Source organism: Enterobacter sp. NFIX59, assembly GCF_900113755.1.
GTDB classification, from domain to species: Bacteria; Pseudomonadota; Gammaproteobacteria; order Enterobacterales; family Enterobacteriaceae; genus Enterobacter; species Enterobacter pseudoroggenkampii.
Genome location: NZ_FOQN01000004.1, coordinates 67,996 through 81,306, shown reverse-complemented (window position 1 = coordinate 81,306; position 13,311 = coordinate 67,996). Strand labels below are relative to the sequence as shown.

The window sequence follows — 13,311 nt, the reverse complement described above, 5'->3', positions numbered from 1 at the left end:
CAAAACCGCACACGCTAAAAACGCGTAACATACACTGATGCGGGTTTACTTTCTTTGAAGCATTCCAAAAAAGCGCAAAATCGTGTCCGTTATCACACCTTTTTCTGAATATCGCGCATGCTTCGCATTGTTTGTTCAAAAATCAATCAATCTTTCCTGGTTCGCCAAAGTGAGTCTACAGTTAAGCTGGGGACGCGTAAGCCAGGGGGCGAATATGGCGCTTTACACAATAGGTGAAGTGGCACTCCTTTGTGATATCAATCCCGTTACCCTACGGGCGTGGCAGCGACGGTATGGATTACTCAAACCGCAGAGGACCGACGGTGGGCATCGCCTTTTCAATGAAGCCGATATCGACCGCATTCGCGAAATTAAAAGCTGGATCGACAACGGGGTGCAGGTCGGCAAGGTGAAGTCCCTGCTGAGCCACGACGACCCGGACACGCAGCACCTCTGGCGCGAACAGCAGGAAACCCTGCTGCGACTCCTGCAGGCGGGCAACCTTCAGCGCCTGCGCGCATGGATAAAAGAGCAAGGCCGCGATTATCCGGCACAGACGCTGATCAACCATCTTTTCATTCCGCTCCGTCGACGCCTGCAGTGTCAGCAGTCCACCCTGCAGGCGCTGCTCAGCATGCTCGACGGGGTGCTGATCAACTACATCGCCGTCTGCCTTGCCTCGGCGAAGAACAAAGCCGGAAAAGATGCGCTGGTGGTCGGCTGGAACGTGCACGATACCACCCGCCTGTGGCTGGAAGCGTGGATTGCCACCCAGAAGGGCTGGCGCGTGGATGTCCTGGCGCATTCGCTGGCGCAGCTTAAGCCTGAGTTTTTTGAGGGCCAGACCCTGCTGGTCTGGTGTGGCGAAGTGCCGTCCGCCACGCAGCAACAGCTGCTGACGGAATGGCGTGAGAATGGTTACCCGGTTTATTCCCTTGGCCCGGATGAGCCATAACGGCATTTTATGGTTCATTAACAGCTGCGCTTCACCGTATAATTGTTCCGTTAACAACAGGAGCACATGATGAAGGCAACCAAACTGGCCATTATTACCCTTTTTGTCCTGATGGCCGTAAGCGGTATCGGCGGCGTGATGCTGGCAGGATACTCGTTTATTGTTCGCGGCGGTGTCGGCTGAGGTAGAGCGCGAGCCGCTCAAAAAGGCGATCGACGACGATTGCCGCCAGCGCGACCAGCACCGCTCCCTGCACTATATAAGCCGTATTAAACCCGCTCAGGCCGATAATAATCGGCGTTCCCAGCGTATTGGCACCAACCGTAGACGCAATGGTCGCCGTCCCAATGTTAATGATGACCGACGTGCGGATCCCGGCAATGATAACCGGTGCCGCAAGCGGCAGTTCAACCTTGCGCAGCCGCTGGCCGCGACTCATCCCCATCCCTTCAGCCACGCTCAGCACCGACGCCGGTACCGCCGCGAGGCCCGCCAGCGTGCCCTGCAGAACCGGCAGTACGCCATATAAAATCAGCGCAATAATGGCAGGCTGCTGGCCAAAGCCCATCACCGGAACCGCTATCGCAAGCACCGCCACCGGCGGAAACGTCTGTCCAATGGCCGCTATCGTCTCTACCAGCGGACGAAACTCCCGGCCCGCAGGACGCGTGACCGCGATGCCTGCCCCTACCCCCAGCACAACCGCGATGGCGCTTGAGAGCGCCACCAGCCAGAGATGCGCCAGGGCGAGATTAATAAAGCTCTCCTGCTGATAGACCGGCCGCGGCAGCCCGGGAAAAAGGGCGTTAAACAGCGCCGCGCTGTGAGGCATCAGAAACAGCAAGGCGACAAAGAGCGCTACCAGCCAGAGGAGCGGATCACGCAGTGCCTTCACGCGTCACCTCCCCGGCCAGCAGATCGCGAAAATGTAAGGTTCCGCACGGCGTCCCGCGAGCGTCCGAGACGGGCAATACCTCGCACTGGCGCGCGACAAACGCGGACAGGGCATCCCGCAGGCTCATCTGCGCCTGCAGCGGTTCGCCGCTTAGCGATGTCTCCTCCCGACGCATATAGTCGCTGACCGTCCGCAGGGAGAGCAGCCTCACGCCCAGCTCGCTGCGGCCAAAAAACTCGCGCACAAAGTCGTTCTTCGGCCAGGTTAACAGCTCAAGCGGCGAGCCCTGCTGCACCACTTCGCCATGATCCATCAGCACCAGATGGTCGGCCAGGCGCAGGGCTTCATCAATATCATGCGTCACGAGAACGATCGTGCGTCCGAGAATACGGTGAATACGGGTCATCTCCGCCTGCAGCGCCCCGCGCGTGACCGGATCCAGCGCGCCGAAGGGTTCATCCATCAGCAGCACCTGCGGGTTGGCCGCCAGCGCGCGCGCCACGCCCACGCGCTGCTGCTGCCCGCCGGAAAGCTGGTGCGGATAGCGGTCGCGCAGCGCGGGCTCGAGCCCCAGCAGAGACATCAGCTCATCAACACGATCGGCGATTTTCGCTCGCGACCACTTCTCCAGCTGCAGCACGGTGGCGATGTTCTGCGCCACAGTCCAGTGTGGAAACAGGCCGATAGACTGAATGGCATAGCCCATCCGACGGCGCAGCTCCAGCACCGGCAGGCTGCGGATCTCTTCTCCGGCAAAGCGGATCAGCCCGCTGTCGTGCTCCACCAGCCGGTTGATCATCTTCAGGGTGGTGGATTTTCCCGAGCCTGAGGTGCCAATCAGCACGGAAAACGCCCCCTCGGCAAAGTTCAGGTTCAGGTGGCTCGCCGCCGGGCGACCGGCAAAGGTTTTACTGACATCGTGAAATTCAATCATTGGCTCTTATCCTGAGCAGCGCGAGCCATAAGGCAAACAGCGCGTCGACGACAACCGCCAGCGCAATCGTCGGAACCACGCCCAATAACACCAGATCGAGCGCACTGCTTAGCAGCCCCTGGAACACCAGGGCGCCAAAGCCGCCCGCACCAATCAGCGCCGCAATCACCGCCATGCCGACGGTCTGTACCGTTACCACCCGCAGGCTGCGCAGCAGCAGGGGCAGCGCCAGCGGGAGCTGAATTTTCCAGAAACACTGCCGCGCGCTCATGCCCATCGCATGGGCGCTTTCCAGCACGTCAGGTGCGACCTGGCCCAGGCCCGCGACCACGCCGCGCACCAGCGGCAGCAGCGCATACAGCACCAGCGCGATAAGGGCGGGCGTTAACCCCGTTCCGGCTATGCCGAGCGTTCCCAGCACCGGAAATGACTTCACCAGCCCGGCCAGCGGCGCAATCAGCAGGCCAAACAGCGCAACTGAAGGAATGGTCTGGATCACGTTGAGCACGGCAAAGACACCGCCCTGACGTGAAGGATGGCGGTAACACCACATGCCCAGGGGGATCCCGAGCAGCAGCGCCGGAAAGAGCGTCCCGAAGAGGATCGTCAGGTGTTGCGCCAGGGCATCATCAAACACCTCCTGACGGTTAGCGTACTCTTTTAACAGCGAGAGATTGTTCAGTTCCCCGCTGAACAGCAGGAACAAGGGAATGCACCATATCTGCGCGTTGAGCACCCAGCGCCAGACGGCGCTGGAGATGAGTCGACGAATGGCATCGCTGCTGACCAGCAGACAGAGCGCCAGCCACAGCCAGAGGCCGCTACCCACCGTGGTTCTCGCCAGCGGACTTTCTGCCGACGCCATGTGCGTCGCCGCCAGCCCGCCACTCCAGAACAGAATGATAAACAGCCCTTCAGCGAGGAGCAGCGTCAGCCACTGCGCCGTGCGCCCTTGCCAGAACGATAGCGCAACCCACGCGGCCAGCGCCGCCGCCAGCCACCCCGGCGTGAAAGACCAGACCTGCCAGAGCGCTTTGCCCTCCCCCGACATCAGACGGTTTGGGGCTACGTTGACAAACGGCAGCGCGACCGCCGCGATGGCCACGCAGGCCAGCAGCAGCAGGACGCGGTTATGACATTTTATTGGCACAGCCCTTTCCCGTTACTTCACAAGCCCTTGTTGTTTCAGGAAGTCGGCGGCCACTTTTTTGGCATCCAGCCCCTCGACGGCAATGCTGGCATTCAGCTGTTGCAGCGTTTTTTCATCCAGTTTTTCGAAGACCGGTTTGAGCCAGTCGGCAATCTCCGGATAGGCTTTCAGCACCGCCTCACGCACGACCGGGGTCGGGGCGTAAATCGGCTGTACGCCTTTAGGATCGGTCAGGGTTTGCAGGCCGAGCGCCGCCACCGGGCCGTCGGTGCCGTAGGCCATGGCCGCGTTAACGCCAGAGGTTTGCTGCGCCGCCGCTTTGATGGTCACCGCGGTATCCCCGCCCGCAAGAGAGAGCAGCTGCGCCTGGTCGAGCTTGAAGTCGTAGGCTTTTTCGAACGCCGGGAGCGCATCAGGACGCTCGATAAACTCCGCAGAGGCCGCGAGCTTGAAATCGCCCTTCTCTTTCAGGTAGCGGCTGAGATCCGCAAGCGAGGTGAGCTTGCCTTTCTCCGCCACGTCCTTGCGCACGGCGATAGTCCAGGTGTTGTTGGCCGGGGCTGGGGTCAGCCAGACCAGTTTGTTCTGTTCCGCGTCGAGCTTTTTGACTTTCTCATACCCGGCGTTAGCGTTTTTCCATGCCGGATCGTTTTCTTGTTTGAAGAAGAACGCGCCGTTGCCGGTGTATTCCGGGTAGATATCCAGCTCGCCGGAGGTGATCGCGCCGCGCACGACGGGCGTGGTGCCGAGCTGAACTTTATTGACGGTTTTCACGCCGTGGCTGTCCAGCACCTGCAAAATAATATTGCCGAGCAGCGCCCCTTCGGTATCGATCTTTGAGCCCACTTTTACCGGCTCCGCCGCCTGTAGCGGCAGACTTAGCGCCGCCAGCAGCACCGCAGATCCCAACATCCCCTTTGCAATCGTCATTCTACTATCCTCATTTATTTTGCTGCCTTTTTCAGAGGCTTGAGAGAAAAGCGTAGCTTAAAACGGCGGAATTAACCGTCAAAATGCCTTTTTAGCATAAGGTAAGACGCCTCCCCCGCAGGACGGGGGGAGGCAAAGGAGGGAAAGGTTACAGCAGCTCGAACTCGCCTTTATTCACGCGGGCGGAGTCCACGCCGATAAAGACGTTAAACTTGCCCGGTTCCGCATCATATTTCATCTGCTGGTTCCAGAACTTCAGCGCATCCACGTCGATCGGGAAGCTGATGGTTTTGGTTTCCCCCGGCTTCAGGTTGACCTTCTCAAAACCGCGCAGCTGTTTCACCGGACGGCTCATCGACGCGGTGACATCCTGAACGTACATCTGAATCACCGTTGCCCCTTCGCGCTTGCCGGTGTTGGTCACCTCAACGCTGGCGGTGACTTTGCCGTCACGCTTCATCGTAGGCGCTGACATTTTCACGTCAGAAACCTTGAAGGTGGTGTAGCTCAGGCCGTAACCAAACGGATACAGCGGGCCGTTAGCTTCGTCGAAGTAACGAGAGGTGTACTTGTTCGGCTTGTCGGCGTTGTACGGGCGACCGGTATTCAGGTGGCTGTAGTAAACCGGGATCTGCCCGACGGAGCGCGGGAAGGACATCGGCAGCTTGCCCGACGGGTTGTAATCGCCAAACAGAACGTCGGCGATGGCGTTACCGCCTTCGGTACCGGCGAACCAGGTTTCCAGAATGGCGTCAGCCTGCTGGTCTTCTTTCACCAGCGCCAGCGGACGACCGTTCATCAGCACCAGCACCAGCGGCTTGCCGGTGGCTTTCAGGGCGGCGATCAGATCGCGCTGGCTCTGTGGAATGGTGATATCGGTACGGCTGGAGGCTTCGTGCGCCATACCCTGCGCTTCCCCCACGACCGCGACAACGACGTCAGACTGCTTCGCGGCGTTCACCGCCTCGTCAATCATCTCCTTCGGCGTGCGCGGATCGACCTTGACCGCTTCCTCATACTGGTTGAGGAAGGTCACGATGTCTTTATCGTTGGTGACGTTCGCCCCTTTGGCGTAAACCACTTTGGCGTTTTCACCGACGGCACTCTTGATACCGGTCAGCACGGTCACGGACTGGTCAGCCACGCCCGCGGCAGACCAGCTGCCCATCACGTCGCGCTTGCTGTCGGCCAGCGGGCCCACCACGGCAATGGTGCCGGATTTTTTCAGCGGCAGCGTGTCGAGGCGGTTTTTCAGCAGCACCAGGCTTTCGCGCGCCACGTCACGCGCTTCTTTGCGGTGCAGACGGCTTTCGGCGTTGGTATCTGCCGGGTCAGACTCTTTCGGGCCCAGGTGGCTGTACGGATCGTTAAACAGCCCCATGTCGTATTTCACGTTCAGCACGTGGCGCGCGGCATCGTCCAGCTCCGCCATCGTTACCTTGCCGCTCTTCACCAGCCCCGGCAGGTATTTGCTGTAATACTCATCGCTCATGCTCATGTTGATGCCGGACTTGAGCGCCACGCGCACCGCGTCTTCCGGATCGGAGGCGGTACCGTGCTTGATCAGCTCTTTAATCGCGCCGTGGTCAGAAACGGTGATGCCTTTAAAGCCCCACTGGTCGCGCAGCACGTCTTTCAGCAGCCAGGAATCGGACGTCGCCGGCGTGCCGTTCAGGGAGTTCAGCGCCACCATCACCGCGCCGCTGCCCGCATCCAGCCCTGCCTTGTACGGCGGCATATAGTCGTTAAACAGGCGCTGCGGGCTCATGTCGACGGTGTTGTACTCTTTACCGCCTTCCACTGCGCCATAGGCTGCGAAGTGTTTGACGCTGGTCATCACCGAGTAGCGATCCGCCGGGCTTTTGCCCTGCATCGCTTCCACCATGGTTTTGCCCATCGTGGAGGTTAAATACGTATCTTCACCAAAGCCTTCCGAGCCGCGGCCCCAGCGCGGATCGCGCGAGACGTCCACCATAGGTGCCCAGGTCATGTTCAGGCCGTCGTCCGCCGCTTCATAAGCCGACACGCGCCCGACGGTTTTCACCGCGTCGAGGTTAAAGGAAGACGCTAAGCCGAGGCTAATCGGGAAGACGGTACGCTGGCCGTGCACCACGTCATAGGCAAAGAACAGAGGAATTTTCAGGCGGCTGAGATCCATCACCTGGTCCTGCATCTTGCGGATATCCTGGCGGGTGACGGTATTAAAGATGGCCCCTACCTGCCCGTCTTTGATCATCGCCCGGATGGCCTCTTTCGGGTTATCCGGGCCGACGCTGATAAGGCGCAGCTGGCCGATTTTCTCATCGACCGTCATTTTCTTGAGCAATTCCGTGACAAACGCATCCCGTGCTTCAGGCGTGAGCGGGTGATTGCCAAACAAATCCTCTGCCAGCGCAGGTTGCAGCGCCAGGCTTACGGCGACACCTACAGAACATAGCCATTTCATGTCGTTTTACTCTCTCATCAATAACCGCCGGACGATCTCGGCCATACCGTGCGAAAAGCGCAGTGTGCCACAAACCCTCAGAACGTTGCAGGGTTATTCTCTGATTTTTCTCGTGAATACTCGACCGCTTAACAGTTAATCGCGCTATGCTTTACAGCGAGAAATTTGCCCCACCACAAGGAGTGGAAGATGTCTTCTGTTCGAACAAACGATAACACGGCTTTTATTAACGAACTGTCGCGCCTGGTTGGCTCCTCTCACCTGCTTACCGACCCGGCCAAAACCGCCCGCTACCGTAAGGGTTTCCGCTCCGGCCAGGGCGAGGCGCTGGCGGTTGTCTTCCCCGGCACGCTGCTGGAGCTGTGGCGCGTGCTGAGCGCCTGCGTCGCCGCCGACAAGATCATTTTAATGCAGGCCGCCAATACCGGCCTGACCGAAGGCTCCACGCCGAACGGCAACGATTACGATCGCGACATCGTGATTATCAGCACCCTGCGCCTCGACAAGCTGCACCTGCTGGACAAAGGCGAGCAGGTGCTCGCGTTCCCCGGCACCACGCTCTATTCCCTGGAAAAAGCGCTTAAGCCGCTGGGTCGTGAGCCGCACTCGGTGATTGGCTCCTCCTGTATTGGCGCCTCGGTGGTCGGTGGGATCTGCAACAACTCCGGCGGCTCGCTGGTGCAGCGCGGCCCGGCCTATACCGAGATGTCGCTGTTTGCCCGTATTGACGAAAACGGCAAGCTGACGCTGGTCAACCATCTGGGGATCGATCTCGGCGTGACGCCGGAACAGATCCTCAGCAAGCTCGACGACGATCGCGTGAAGGACGAAGACGTGCAGCACGACGGCCGCCACGCGCACGATCACGACTACGTGACCCGCGTGCGGGATATCTACGCCGATACACCAGCGCGCTACAACGCCGACCCGGACCGCCTGTTTGAATCCTCCGGCTGCGCCGGGAAGCTTGCCGTTTTTGCCGTGCGCCTGGATACCTTCCCGGCAGAGAAAAAGCAGCAGGTATTTTACATTGGTACCAATCAGCCTGAGGTTCTGACCGAGATCCGCCGTCATATTCTGGGTGAATTCACCCACCTGCCGGTGGCGGGCGAGTACATGCACCGGGACATTTACGACATCGCCGAGCGTTACGGCAAAGACACGTTCCTGATGATCGACAAGCTGGGCACCGACAAAATGCCGTTCTTCTTCACCATGAAGGGCCGCACCGACGCGATGCTGGAGAAAGTGTCGCTGTTCAAACCCCACTTCACCGACCGCTTTATGCAGAAGCTGGGCAACGTTTTCCCGGCGCATTTACCGGAGCGAATGAAAACCTGGCGCGACAGGTACGAACACCACCTGCTGCTGAAAATGGCCGGAGACGGGATCGCCGAAGCGCAGTCCTGGCTGACTGAATTTTTCAAAACCGCTGAGGGTGATTTCTTTGCATGCACGCCGGAAGAAGGCAGCAAAGCCTTCCTGCACCGCTTCGCTGCTGCGGGTGCCGCCATCCGTTACCAGGCGGTGCATTCCGAAGAGGTGGAAGATATTCTGGCGCTGGATATCGCTCTGCGGCGTAACGATACCGAGTGGTTTGAACACCTGCCGCCGGAAATCGACAGCAAGCTGGTGCATAAGCTCTATTACGGCCACTTTATGTGTTATGTCTTCCATCAGGATTACATCGTCAAAAAAGGGGTCGATGCACACGAACTGAAGGAGCAGATGCTCGCCCTTCTGCGTGAACGTGGCGCACAATATCCTGCGGAACATAACGTCGGACATCTTTATAAAGCCCCCGACGCACTTAAGCAGTTTTATCGCGAGAATGACCCTACAAACAGCATGAATCCCGGCATCGGTAAAACAACGCGGAAGAAATACTGGAAAGAAAGCGCGGACGCGGAGCAGCGCATAACGCAAGCGTCTGATTAATTCCTACAGCCAAATTTGAGAGATTGTTAAGCGCTCCTTAATCGTAATAGAGTAACTGTCTGACGCCGGAGAAACGTTTCTCCGGCTTTCTATAACGAGGAGCAGGCTCATCATGTCGGCTATTGATGTTTTATCCGAGACCGAACTGGAAGTGCGCGATGCCCTTCCCGATGATGTGCATGCCATCGCCGCGATCTATGCCTGGCATGTGCTTCACGGGCGCGCGTCATTTGAAGAAGTCCCCCCCACTATCGACGAAATGCGTCATCGAATGAAAAGCGTGGCTGAGAATGGTTTACCGTGGCTTATCGCGCTGTATCGCGGCATCGTGGTGGGCTACTGCTACGCCACGCCTTACCGTCCGCGACACGCCTACCGCTATACCCTGGAAGAGTCGATTTACGTGGATGCCAGCATCACCGGGCGCGGTTTTGGCACGGCGTTAATGTCTGCGCTAATTGAACGCTGCGAACAAGGTCCGTGGCGGCAGATGATTGCCGTGGTGGGAGATGGCAATAATAATGCCGGTTCGTTACGCCTGCATAAAAAGCACGGCTTCGTGATTGTCGGTCAGCTGCGCAGCGTAGGCTATAAGAAAGGCGACTGGCGGGATACGGTGATTATGCAGCGCCCGCTCAACGATGGTGACTGGACGCTGCCGGAATAAAAGCAAAACGGTAACCTGGGTTACCGTTTTTAGTGTTTTCTCCCTCTCCCTGTGGGAGAGGGTCGGGGCGAGGGCATCAGCGCGCAGAGGCGCATCAGTCGTTCTGCGCCGTCGCCATCTGCTCCGCTTTCTGCTTTTTATATGTCAATGCGGCGGCCGGAACGGGCTGCACTTTTCCTGTTTCAATCCAGGTACGCAGGCGGCTCGCATCCGCAAAGTGCGTGTATTTGCCGAAGGCATCCATCACCACCAGCGCCACCGGCTTACCGTTAAACACCGTGCGCATCACCAGACAGTGTCCTGCCGCGTTGGTAAAACCGGTTTTCGTTAACTGAATATTCCAGTTATCGCGGTAAACCAGATGGTTAGTATTGCGGAACGGCAGCGTATAGGCCGGGTTCGCAAAGGTCGCCATCTCTTCACGGGTGGTACTGAGCTGACCAATCAGCGGGTACTGTTTGCTGGCAATCAGCAGTTTCGTCAGATCGCGGGCGGTGGAGACGTTGCTGATCGACAGACCCGTCGGTTCAACATAATGCGTATTGTTCATCCCCAGCGATTTGGCTTTGACGTTCATCGCGCGGATAAACGCGTCGTAGCCGCCCGGATAATGGTGCGCCAGGCTCGCCGCCGCGCGGTTTTCAGACGACATCAGCGCCAGCAGCAGCATATTTTTACGGCTGATTTCACTGTTCAGCCGCACGCGGGAGTAGATCCCTTTCATCTCCGGCGTGTGGCTGATATCCACTTTCAGCTTTTCGTCCAGCGGCAGATGGGCATCAAGCACCACCATCGCGGTCATTAATTTGGTAATCGAGGCGATCGGGCGCACCAGGTCCGGGTGGCTGGCGTAGATCACCTTATTGGTGTTGAGATCGACAATCATCGCGCTGCCTGAAGCAATTTGCGGTTGGGCAGCGGCAGCGGTCACCGCGGACGTTTTGGCGACGGCCGGCACGGCAGCGGACGCACCCAGCAACAGCGCCAGGCTAAGTAAAGAGACTCGGAATTTCAGCATGGTGAGACTTCTGATAATTATTCACGCACGTCATGACGTACACCGCCTGTATCAATGGATAAACACAGGCTGGCTTCGGCATCATAGCCGTCAGCGGGCGTTGTCGCCAGAGGATAATCGTGAACAGATGCTGCATTGCTGGCATTTACGCCAGCAATGCAGTGAACTCAGAAGAGACGGTATCCGTAACCCCAAAGGATCACCGTCAGCGCCAGTAGCGCCTCCAGCACCAGCACCCCGATAGCGAGTGTTGAACTGGAAAAACTCAGGCCTTCTTCTTTATTGATATTCAGGAAGGTTGGAACCCCCAGATACAGCAGATACCCGGTGTAAAAGAGGGCAATGGTACCGATCAGCGCGCACAGCCAGACCAGTGGATAGAGCGCAACAATACCGCTTAAGAACAGCGGGGTCGCGACATATCCGGCAAAGACCATACAGTGCGCCAGCGATGGACGTTGCGGGTAGTTACGCGCCATCCAGTGAATGACTCGCCCCATGACCGCCACACCCGCCAGCATCAGACCATAAAAGACGATGGCCAGATAGAGTCCGGTAAACCAGGAAAGCTGAACCACGGTGCCGTCACCGAAGTTCCAGCCGATTTGTGTCGTTCCGATAAAAGCGCATATTACCGGCACCGCAGCCATCAGCAGCACGTGGTGCGTGTAATGATGCGAGACCGTTTCGTTCTCACTTTTAATGACATGCATTTCACGATCGGGATGGGAGAAAAGTCCCCAGACATGGTTCATAGCGCCCCCTTGTTGTCGGCCCGTCAGCGATACCTTAAGTATAATGCAGGCTTTAGATTATTTTCTGTACAGTGGGAAATTTCCGTTGATTTCCCCGCTGTTGATTCATGGGGTATATGATTAAACGAGGTACGCAGAGGGAGATAACAGTTACGTAATGGATATTAATGCACTCATTGAACAATATGGCTATGCCGCGCTGGTCATCGGTAGCGTGGCAGAAGGCGAAACCATCACCCTGTTAGGCGGCGTCGCCGCTCATCAGGGATTGCTGAAATTCCCGCTGGTCGTCGCCGCGGTTGCGCTGGGCGGGATGATTGGCGATCAGCTGCTCTACTTTCTCGGGCTGCGCTTCGGGCCAACGCTGCTTAAGCGTTTCACAAAGCATCAGAAGAAAATTCGCCGCGCGCAGCGGCTCATTCAACGCCACCCCTATCTGTTCGTCATTGGCACGCGCTTTATGTATGGCTTTCGCATTATCGGGCCGATACTCATTGGTGCCAGCCATCTGCCGCCAAAAATTTTCCTGCCGCTCAATATTGTGGGTGCGATTGCCTGGGCGCTGATCTTTACGACGCTCGGTTATGTGGGGGGCGAAGTGATTGCGCCCTGGCTGCATAATCTCGACCAGCACCTCAAGCACTGGGCGTGGCTGATTCTGGTGGTCGTGGCGGTGATTGGGGTCAGGCTGTGGCTGAAGCATCGGGAAAAGAGGCGGGATGAGGAGTGAGTGCGGCCTGATGCCCTCACCCTAACCCTCTCCCACAGGGAGAGGGAACTAAAAACACCCTCTCTCACAGGGAGAGGGGAACCTACCCCTCCGGCTTAAACTGCGGGTTCGCCAGCATAAAGCCCCCGTCGACGATAAACGATTGCCCCGTCGTGTAGCTGGCGTCGCTGTCGCACAGCCACGCGACCAGGCTGGCAATCTCTTTGGTATGGCCCGGCCTTGCCAGCGGGATTTCCGGCATTGAACCGTCCTTCACTTCGCTGTCGTCCATGTCATTCATCGGCGTGGCAATGGCACCCGGTGCGACGGCGTTCACCAGAATATTGTGCTTAACCAGCTCCATCGCCATGGATTTGGTTAACCCGCCGAGCGCGTGTTTCGCCGCCGTATAGGCGCTGGCCTCCGGAAGCGGAGTGTGCTCATGCACCGAGGTGATGTTCACAATCCGCCCCCCTTTCCCCTGCTTCACCATCTGCCTTGCGGCAATTTGTGAACAGAGAAACGCGCCGTCCACGTCGACGGTGAAAATATTCCGCCAGTCGTCAAACGGCATCTCGAGGAACGGCGCTTTGGTCATCGCCCCGGCATTATTGACCAGCACGTCCAGCCGACCAAAACGCGCAATCAGCGTTTCAATAGCCTCAGCGCCTTCCGGCAGCGTGCTTAAATCAAGATGGATAGCCTCCGCGCGCTGCCCCTGCGCTTCGACTTCGCGGCAGGTTTCCAGCGCCCCTTTCTCATCCGAGTGCCAGGTGACGCCAATATCAAACCCGCGCTCAGCCAGCATCAGGGCCGCGGTTTTCCCAATCCCGGAATCCGATGCGGTAACAATCGCTACTCTGGTCATACTCACCTCCTGAAAAACTGCAAAGAGGTAAGTATAGATAATGGCC

13 protein-coding genes are annotated in these 13,311 nt (G+C 58.1%); 5 read left to right on the top strand and 8 right to left on the bottom strand.

The window, feature by feature from the left end:
* Positions 1 to 214 precede the first annotated feature (214 nt).
* Positions 215 to 955 (top strand): HTH-type transcriptional regulator MlrA, encoded by a 741-nt coding sequence (gene mlrA / locus BM007_RS14855; protein WP_024908146.1) that lies wholly within the window; start codon positions 215 to 217, stop codon positions 953 to 955.
* 69 nt (positions 956 to 1,024) lie between these two features.
* On the top strand, positions 1,025 to 1,138 hold the full coding sequence (locus BM007_RS14850; protein ID WP_008500895.1) for a protein YohO: 114 nt from the start codon (positions 1,025 to 1,027) through the stop codon (positions 1,136 to 1,138).
* On the opposite strand, the gene BM007_RS14845 is transcribed toward BM007_RS14850, so the two are convergent.
* The 5 genes from BM007_RS14845 to bglX form a co-directional block, all read right to left on the bottom strand.
* Complete coding sequence (locus tag BM007_RS14845; protein WP_061714768.1) at positions 1,113 to 1,850, bottom strand: ABC transporter permease; 738 nt, start codon at positions 1,848 to 1,850, stop codon at positions 1,113 to 1,115. The genes BM007_RS14850 and BM007_RS14845 overlap by 26 nt on opposite strands.
* Entirely contained in the window at positions 1,834 to 2,784 is a 951-nt protein-coding gene (locus BM007_RS14840; RefSeq protein ID WP_032646538.1) for an ABC transporter ATP-binding protein, read from the bottom strand. Before BM007_RS14840 ends, BM007_RS14845 begins: the two co-directional genes overlap by 17 nt.
* Positions 2,777 to 3,934 carry an ABC transporter permease gene (locus BM007_RS14835; RefSeq protein ID WP_090419550.1) on the bottom strand — a complete coding sequence of 386 codons (1,158 nt, stop codon included), beginning with the start codon at positions 3,932 to 3,934 and terminating at the stop codon, positions 2,777 to 2,779. The genes BM007_RS14840 and BM007_RS14835 overlap by 8 nt, the downstream gene beginning before the upstream one ends.
* A 12-nt stretch (positions 3,935 to 3,946) precedes the next feature.
* Entirely contained in the window at positions 3,947 to 4,864 is a 918-nt protein-coding gene (locus tag BM007_RS14830; RefSeq protein ID WP_024908150.1) for a glycine betaine ABC transporter substrate-binding protein OsmF, read from the bottom strand.
* Between the two features lie 148 nt (positions 4,865 to 5,012).
* On the bottom strand, positions 5,013 to 7,310 hold the full coding sequence (gene bglX, locus BM007_RS14825; RefSeq protein WP_090419548.1) for a beta-glucosidase BglX: 2,298 nt from the start codon (positions 7,308 to 7,310) through the stop codon (positions 5,013 to 5,015).
* 189 nt (positions 7,311 to 7,499) lie between these two features.
* Here bglX and dld point away from each other — a divergent pair, with 189 nt between their 5' ends.
* A complete protein-coding gene (gene dld / locus BM007_RS14820; RefSeq protein ID WP_090419545.1) occupies positions 7,500 to 9,248 on the top strand; it encodes a D-lactate dehydrogenase in 1,749 nt (582 codons plus the stop codon).
* Between the two features lie 112 nt (positions 9,249 to 9,360).
* Positions 9,361 to 9,915: a GNAT family N-acetyltransferase gene (locus BM007_RS14815; RefSeq protein WP_024908153.1), complete on the top strand. Its 555-nt coding sequence runs from the start codon at positions 9,361 to 9,363 to the stop codon at positions 9,913 to 9,915.
* Between the two features lie 94 nt (positions 9,916 to 10,009).
* On the opposite strand, the gene pbpG is transcribed toward BM007_RS14815, so the two are convergent.
* Together pbpG and BM007_RS14805 are read right to left on the bottom strand one after the other, a co-directional pair.
* Positions 10,010 to 10,933 carry a D-alanyl-D-alanine endopeptidase gene (gene pbpG, locus BM007_RS14810; RefSeq protein WP_090419542.1) on the bottom strand — a complete coding sequence of 308 codons (924 nt, stop codon included), beginning with the start codon at positions 10,931 to 10,933 and terminating at the stop codon, positions 10,010 to 10,012.
* A 167-nt stretch (positions 10,934 to 11,100) separates the two neighbouring features.
* Entirely contained in the window at positions 11,101 to 11,688 is a 588-nt protein-coding gene (locus tag BM007_RS14805) for a Yip1 family protein (protein WP_023312454.1), read from the bottom strand.
* A 157-nt stretch (positions 11,689 to 11,845) separates the two neighbouring features.
* Here BM007_RS14805 and BM007_RS14800 point away from each other — a divergent pair, with 157 nt between their 5' ends.
* On the top strand, positions 11,846 to 12,418 hold the full coding sequence (locus BM007_RS14800; RefSeq protein WP_024908155.1) for a DedA family protein: 573 nt from the start codon (positions 11,846 to 11,848) through the stop codon (positions 12,416 to 12,418).
* A gap of 82 nt (positions 12,419 to 12,500) precedes the next feature.
* Here BM007_RS14800 and BM007_RS14795 read toward each other — a convergent pair whose 3' ends face one another.
* Positions 12,501 to 13,265 carry an SDR family oxidoreductase gene (locus BM007_RS14795; protein WP_090419539.1) on the bottom strand — a complete coding sequence of 255 codons (765 nt, stop codon included), beginning with the start codon at positions 13,263 to 13,265 and terminating at the stop codon, positions 12,501 to 12,503.
* Positions 13,266 to 13,311: the final 46 nt, after the last annotated feature.

What these genes read in the sequence shown, in the direction of transcription:
- mlrA (WP_024908146.1), top strand. Translation starts at nt 215, where the DNA reads ATGGCGCTTTACACAATAGGTGAAGTGGCACTCCTTTGTGATATCAAT.
- BM007_RS14850 (WP_008500895.1), top strand. Translation starts at nt 1,025, where the DNA reads ATGAAGGCAACCAAACTGGCCATTATTACCCTTTTTGTCCTGATGGCC.
- BM007_RS14840 (WP_032646538.1), bottom strand. Translation starts at nt 2,784, where the DNA reads ATGATTGAATTTCACGATGTCAGTAAAACCTTTGCCGGTCGCCCGGCG.
- BM007_RS14830 (WP_024908150.1), bottom strand. Translation starts at nt 4,864, where the DNA reads ATGACGATTGCAAAGGGGATGTTGGGATCTGCGGTGCTGCTGGCGGCG.
- bglX (WP_090419548.1), bottom strand. Translation starts at nt 7,310, where the DNA reads ATGAAATGGCTATGTTCTGTAGGTGTCGCCGTAAGCCTGGCGCTGCAA.
- dld (WP_090419545.1), top strand. Translation starts at nt 7,500, where the DNA reads ATGTCTTCTGTTCGAACAAACGATAACACGGCTTTTATTAACGAACTG.
- BM007_RS14815 (WP_024908153.1), top strand. Translation starts at nt 9,361, where the DNA reads ATGTCGGCTATTGATGTTTTATCCGAGACCGAACTGGAAGTGCGCGAT.
- pbpG (WP_090419542.1), bottom strand. Translation starts at nt 10,933, where the DNA reads ATGCTGAAATTCCGAGTCTCTTTACTTAGCCTGGCGCTGTTGCTGGGT.
- BM007_RS14805 (WP_023312454.1), bottom strand. Translation starts at nt 11,688, where the DNA reads ATGAACCATGTCTGGGGACTTTTCTCCCATCCCGATCGTGAAATGCAT.
- BM007_RS14800 (WP_024908155.1), top strand. Translation starts at nt 11,846, where the DNA reads ATGGATATTAATGCACTCATTGAACAATATGGCTATGCCGCGCTGGTC.
- BM007_RS14795 (WP_090419539.1), bottom strand. Translation starts at nt 13,265, where the DNA reads ATGACCAGAGTAGCGATTGTTACCGCATCGGATTCCGGGATTGGGAAA.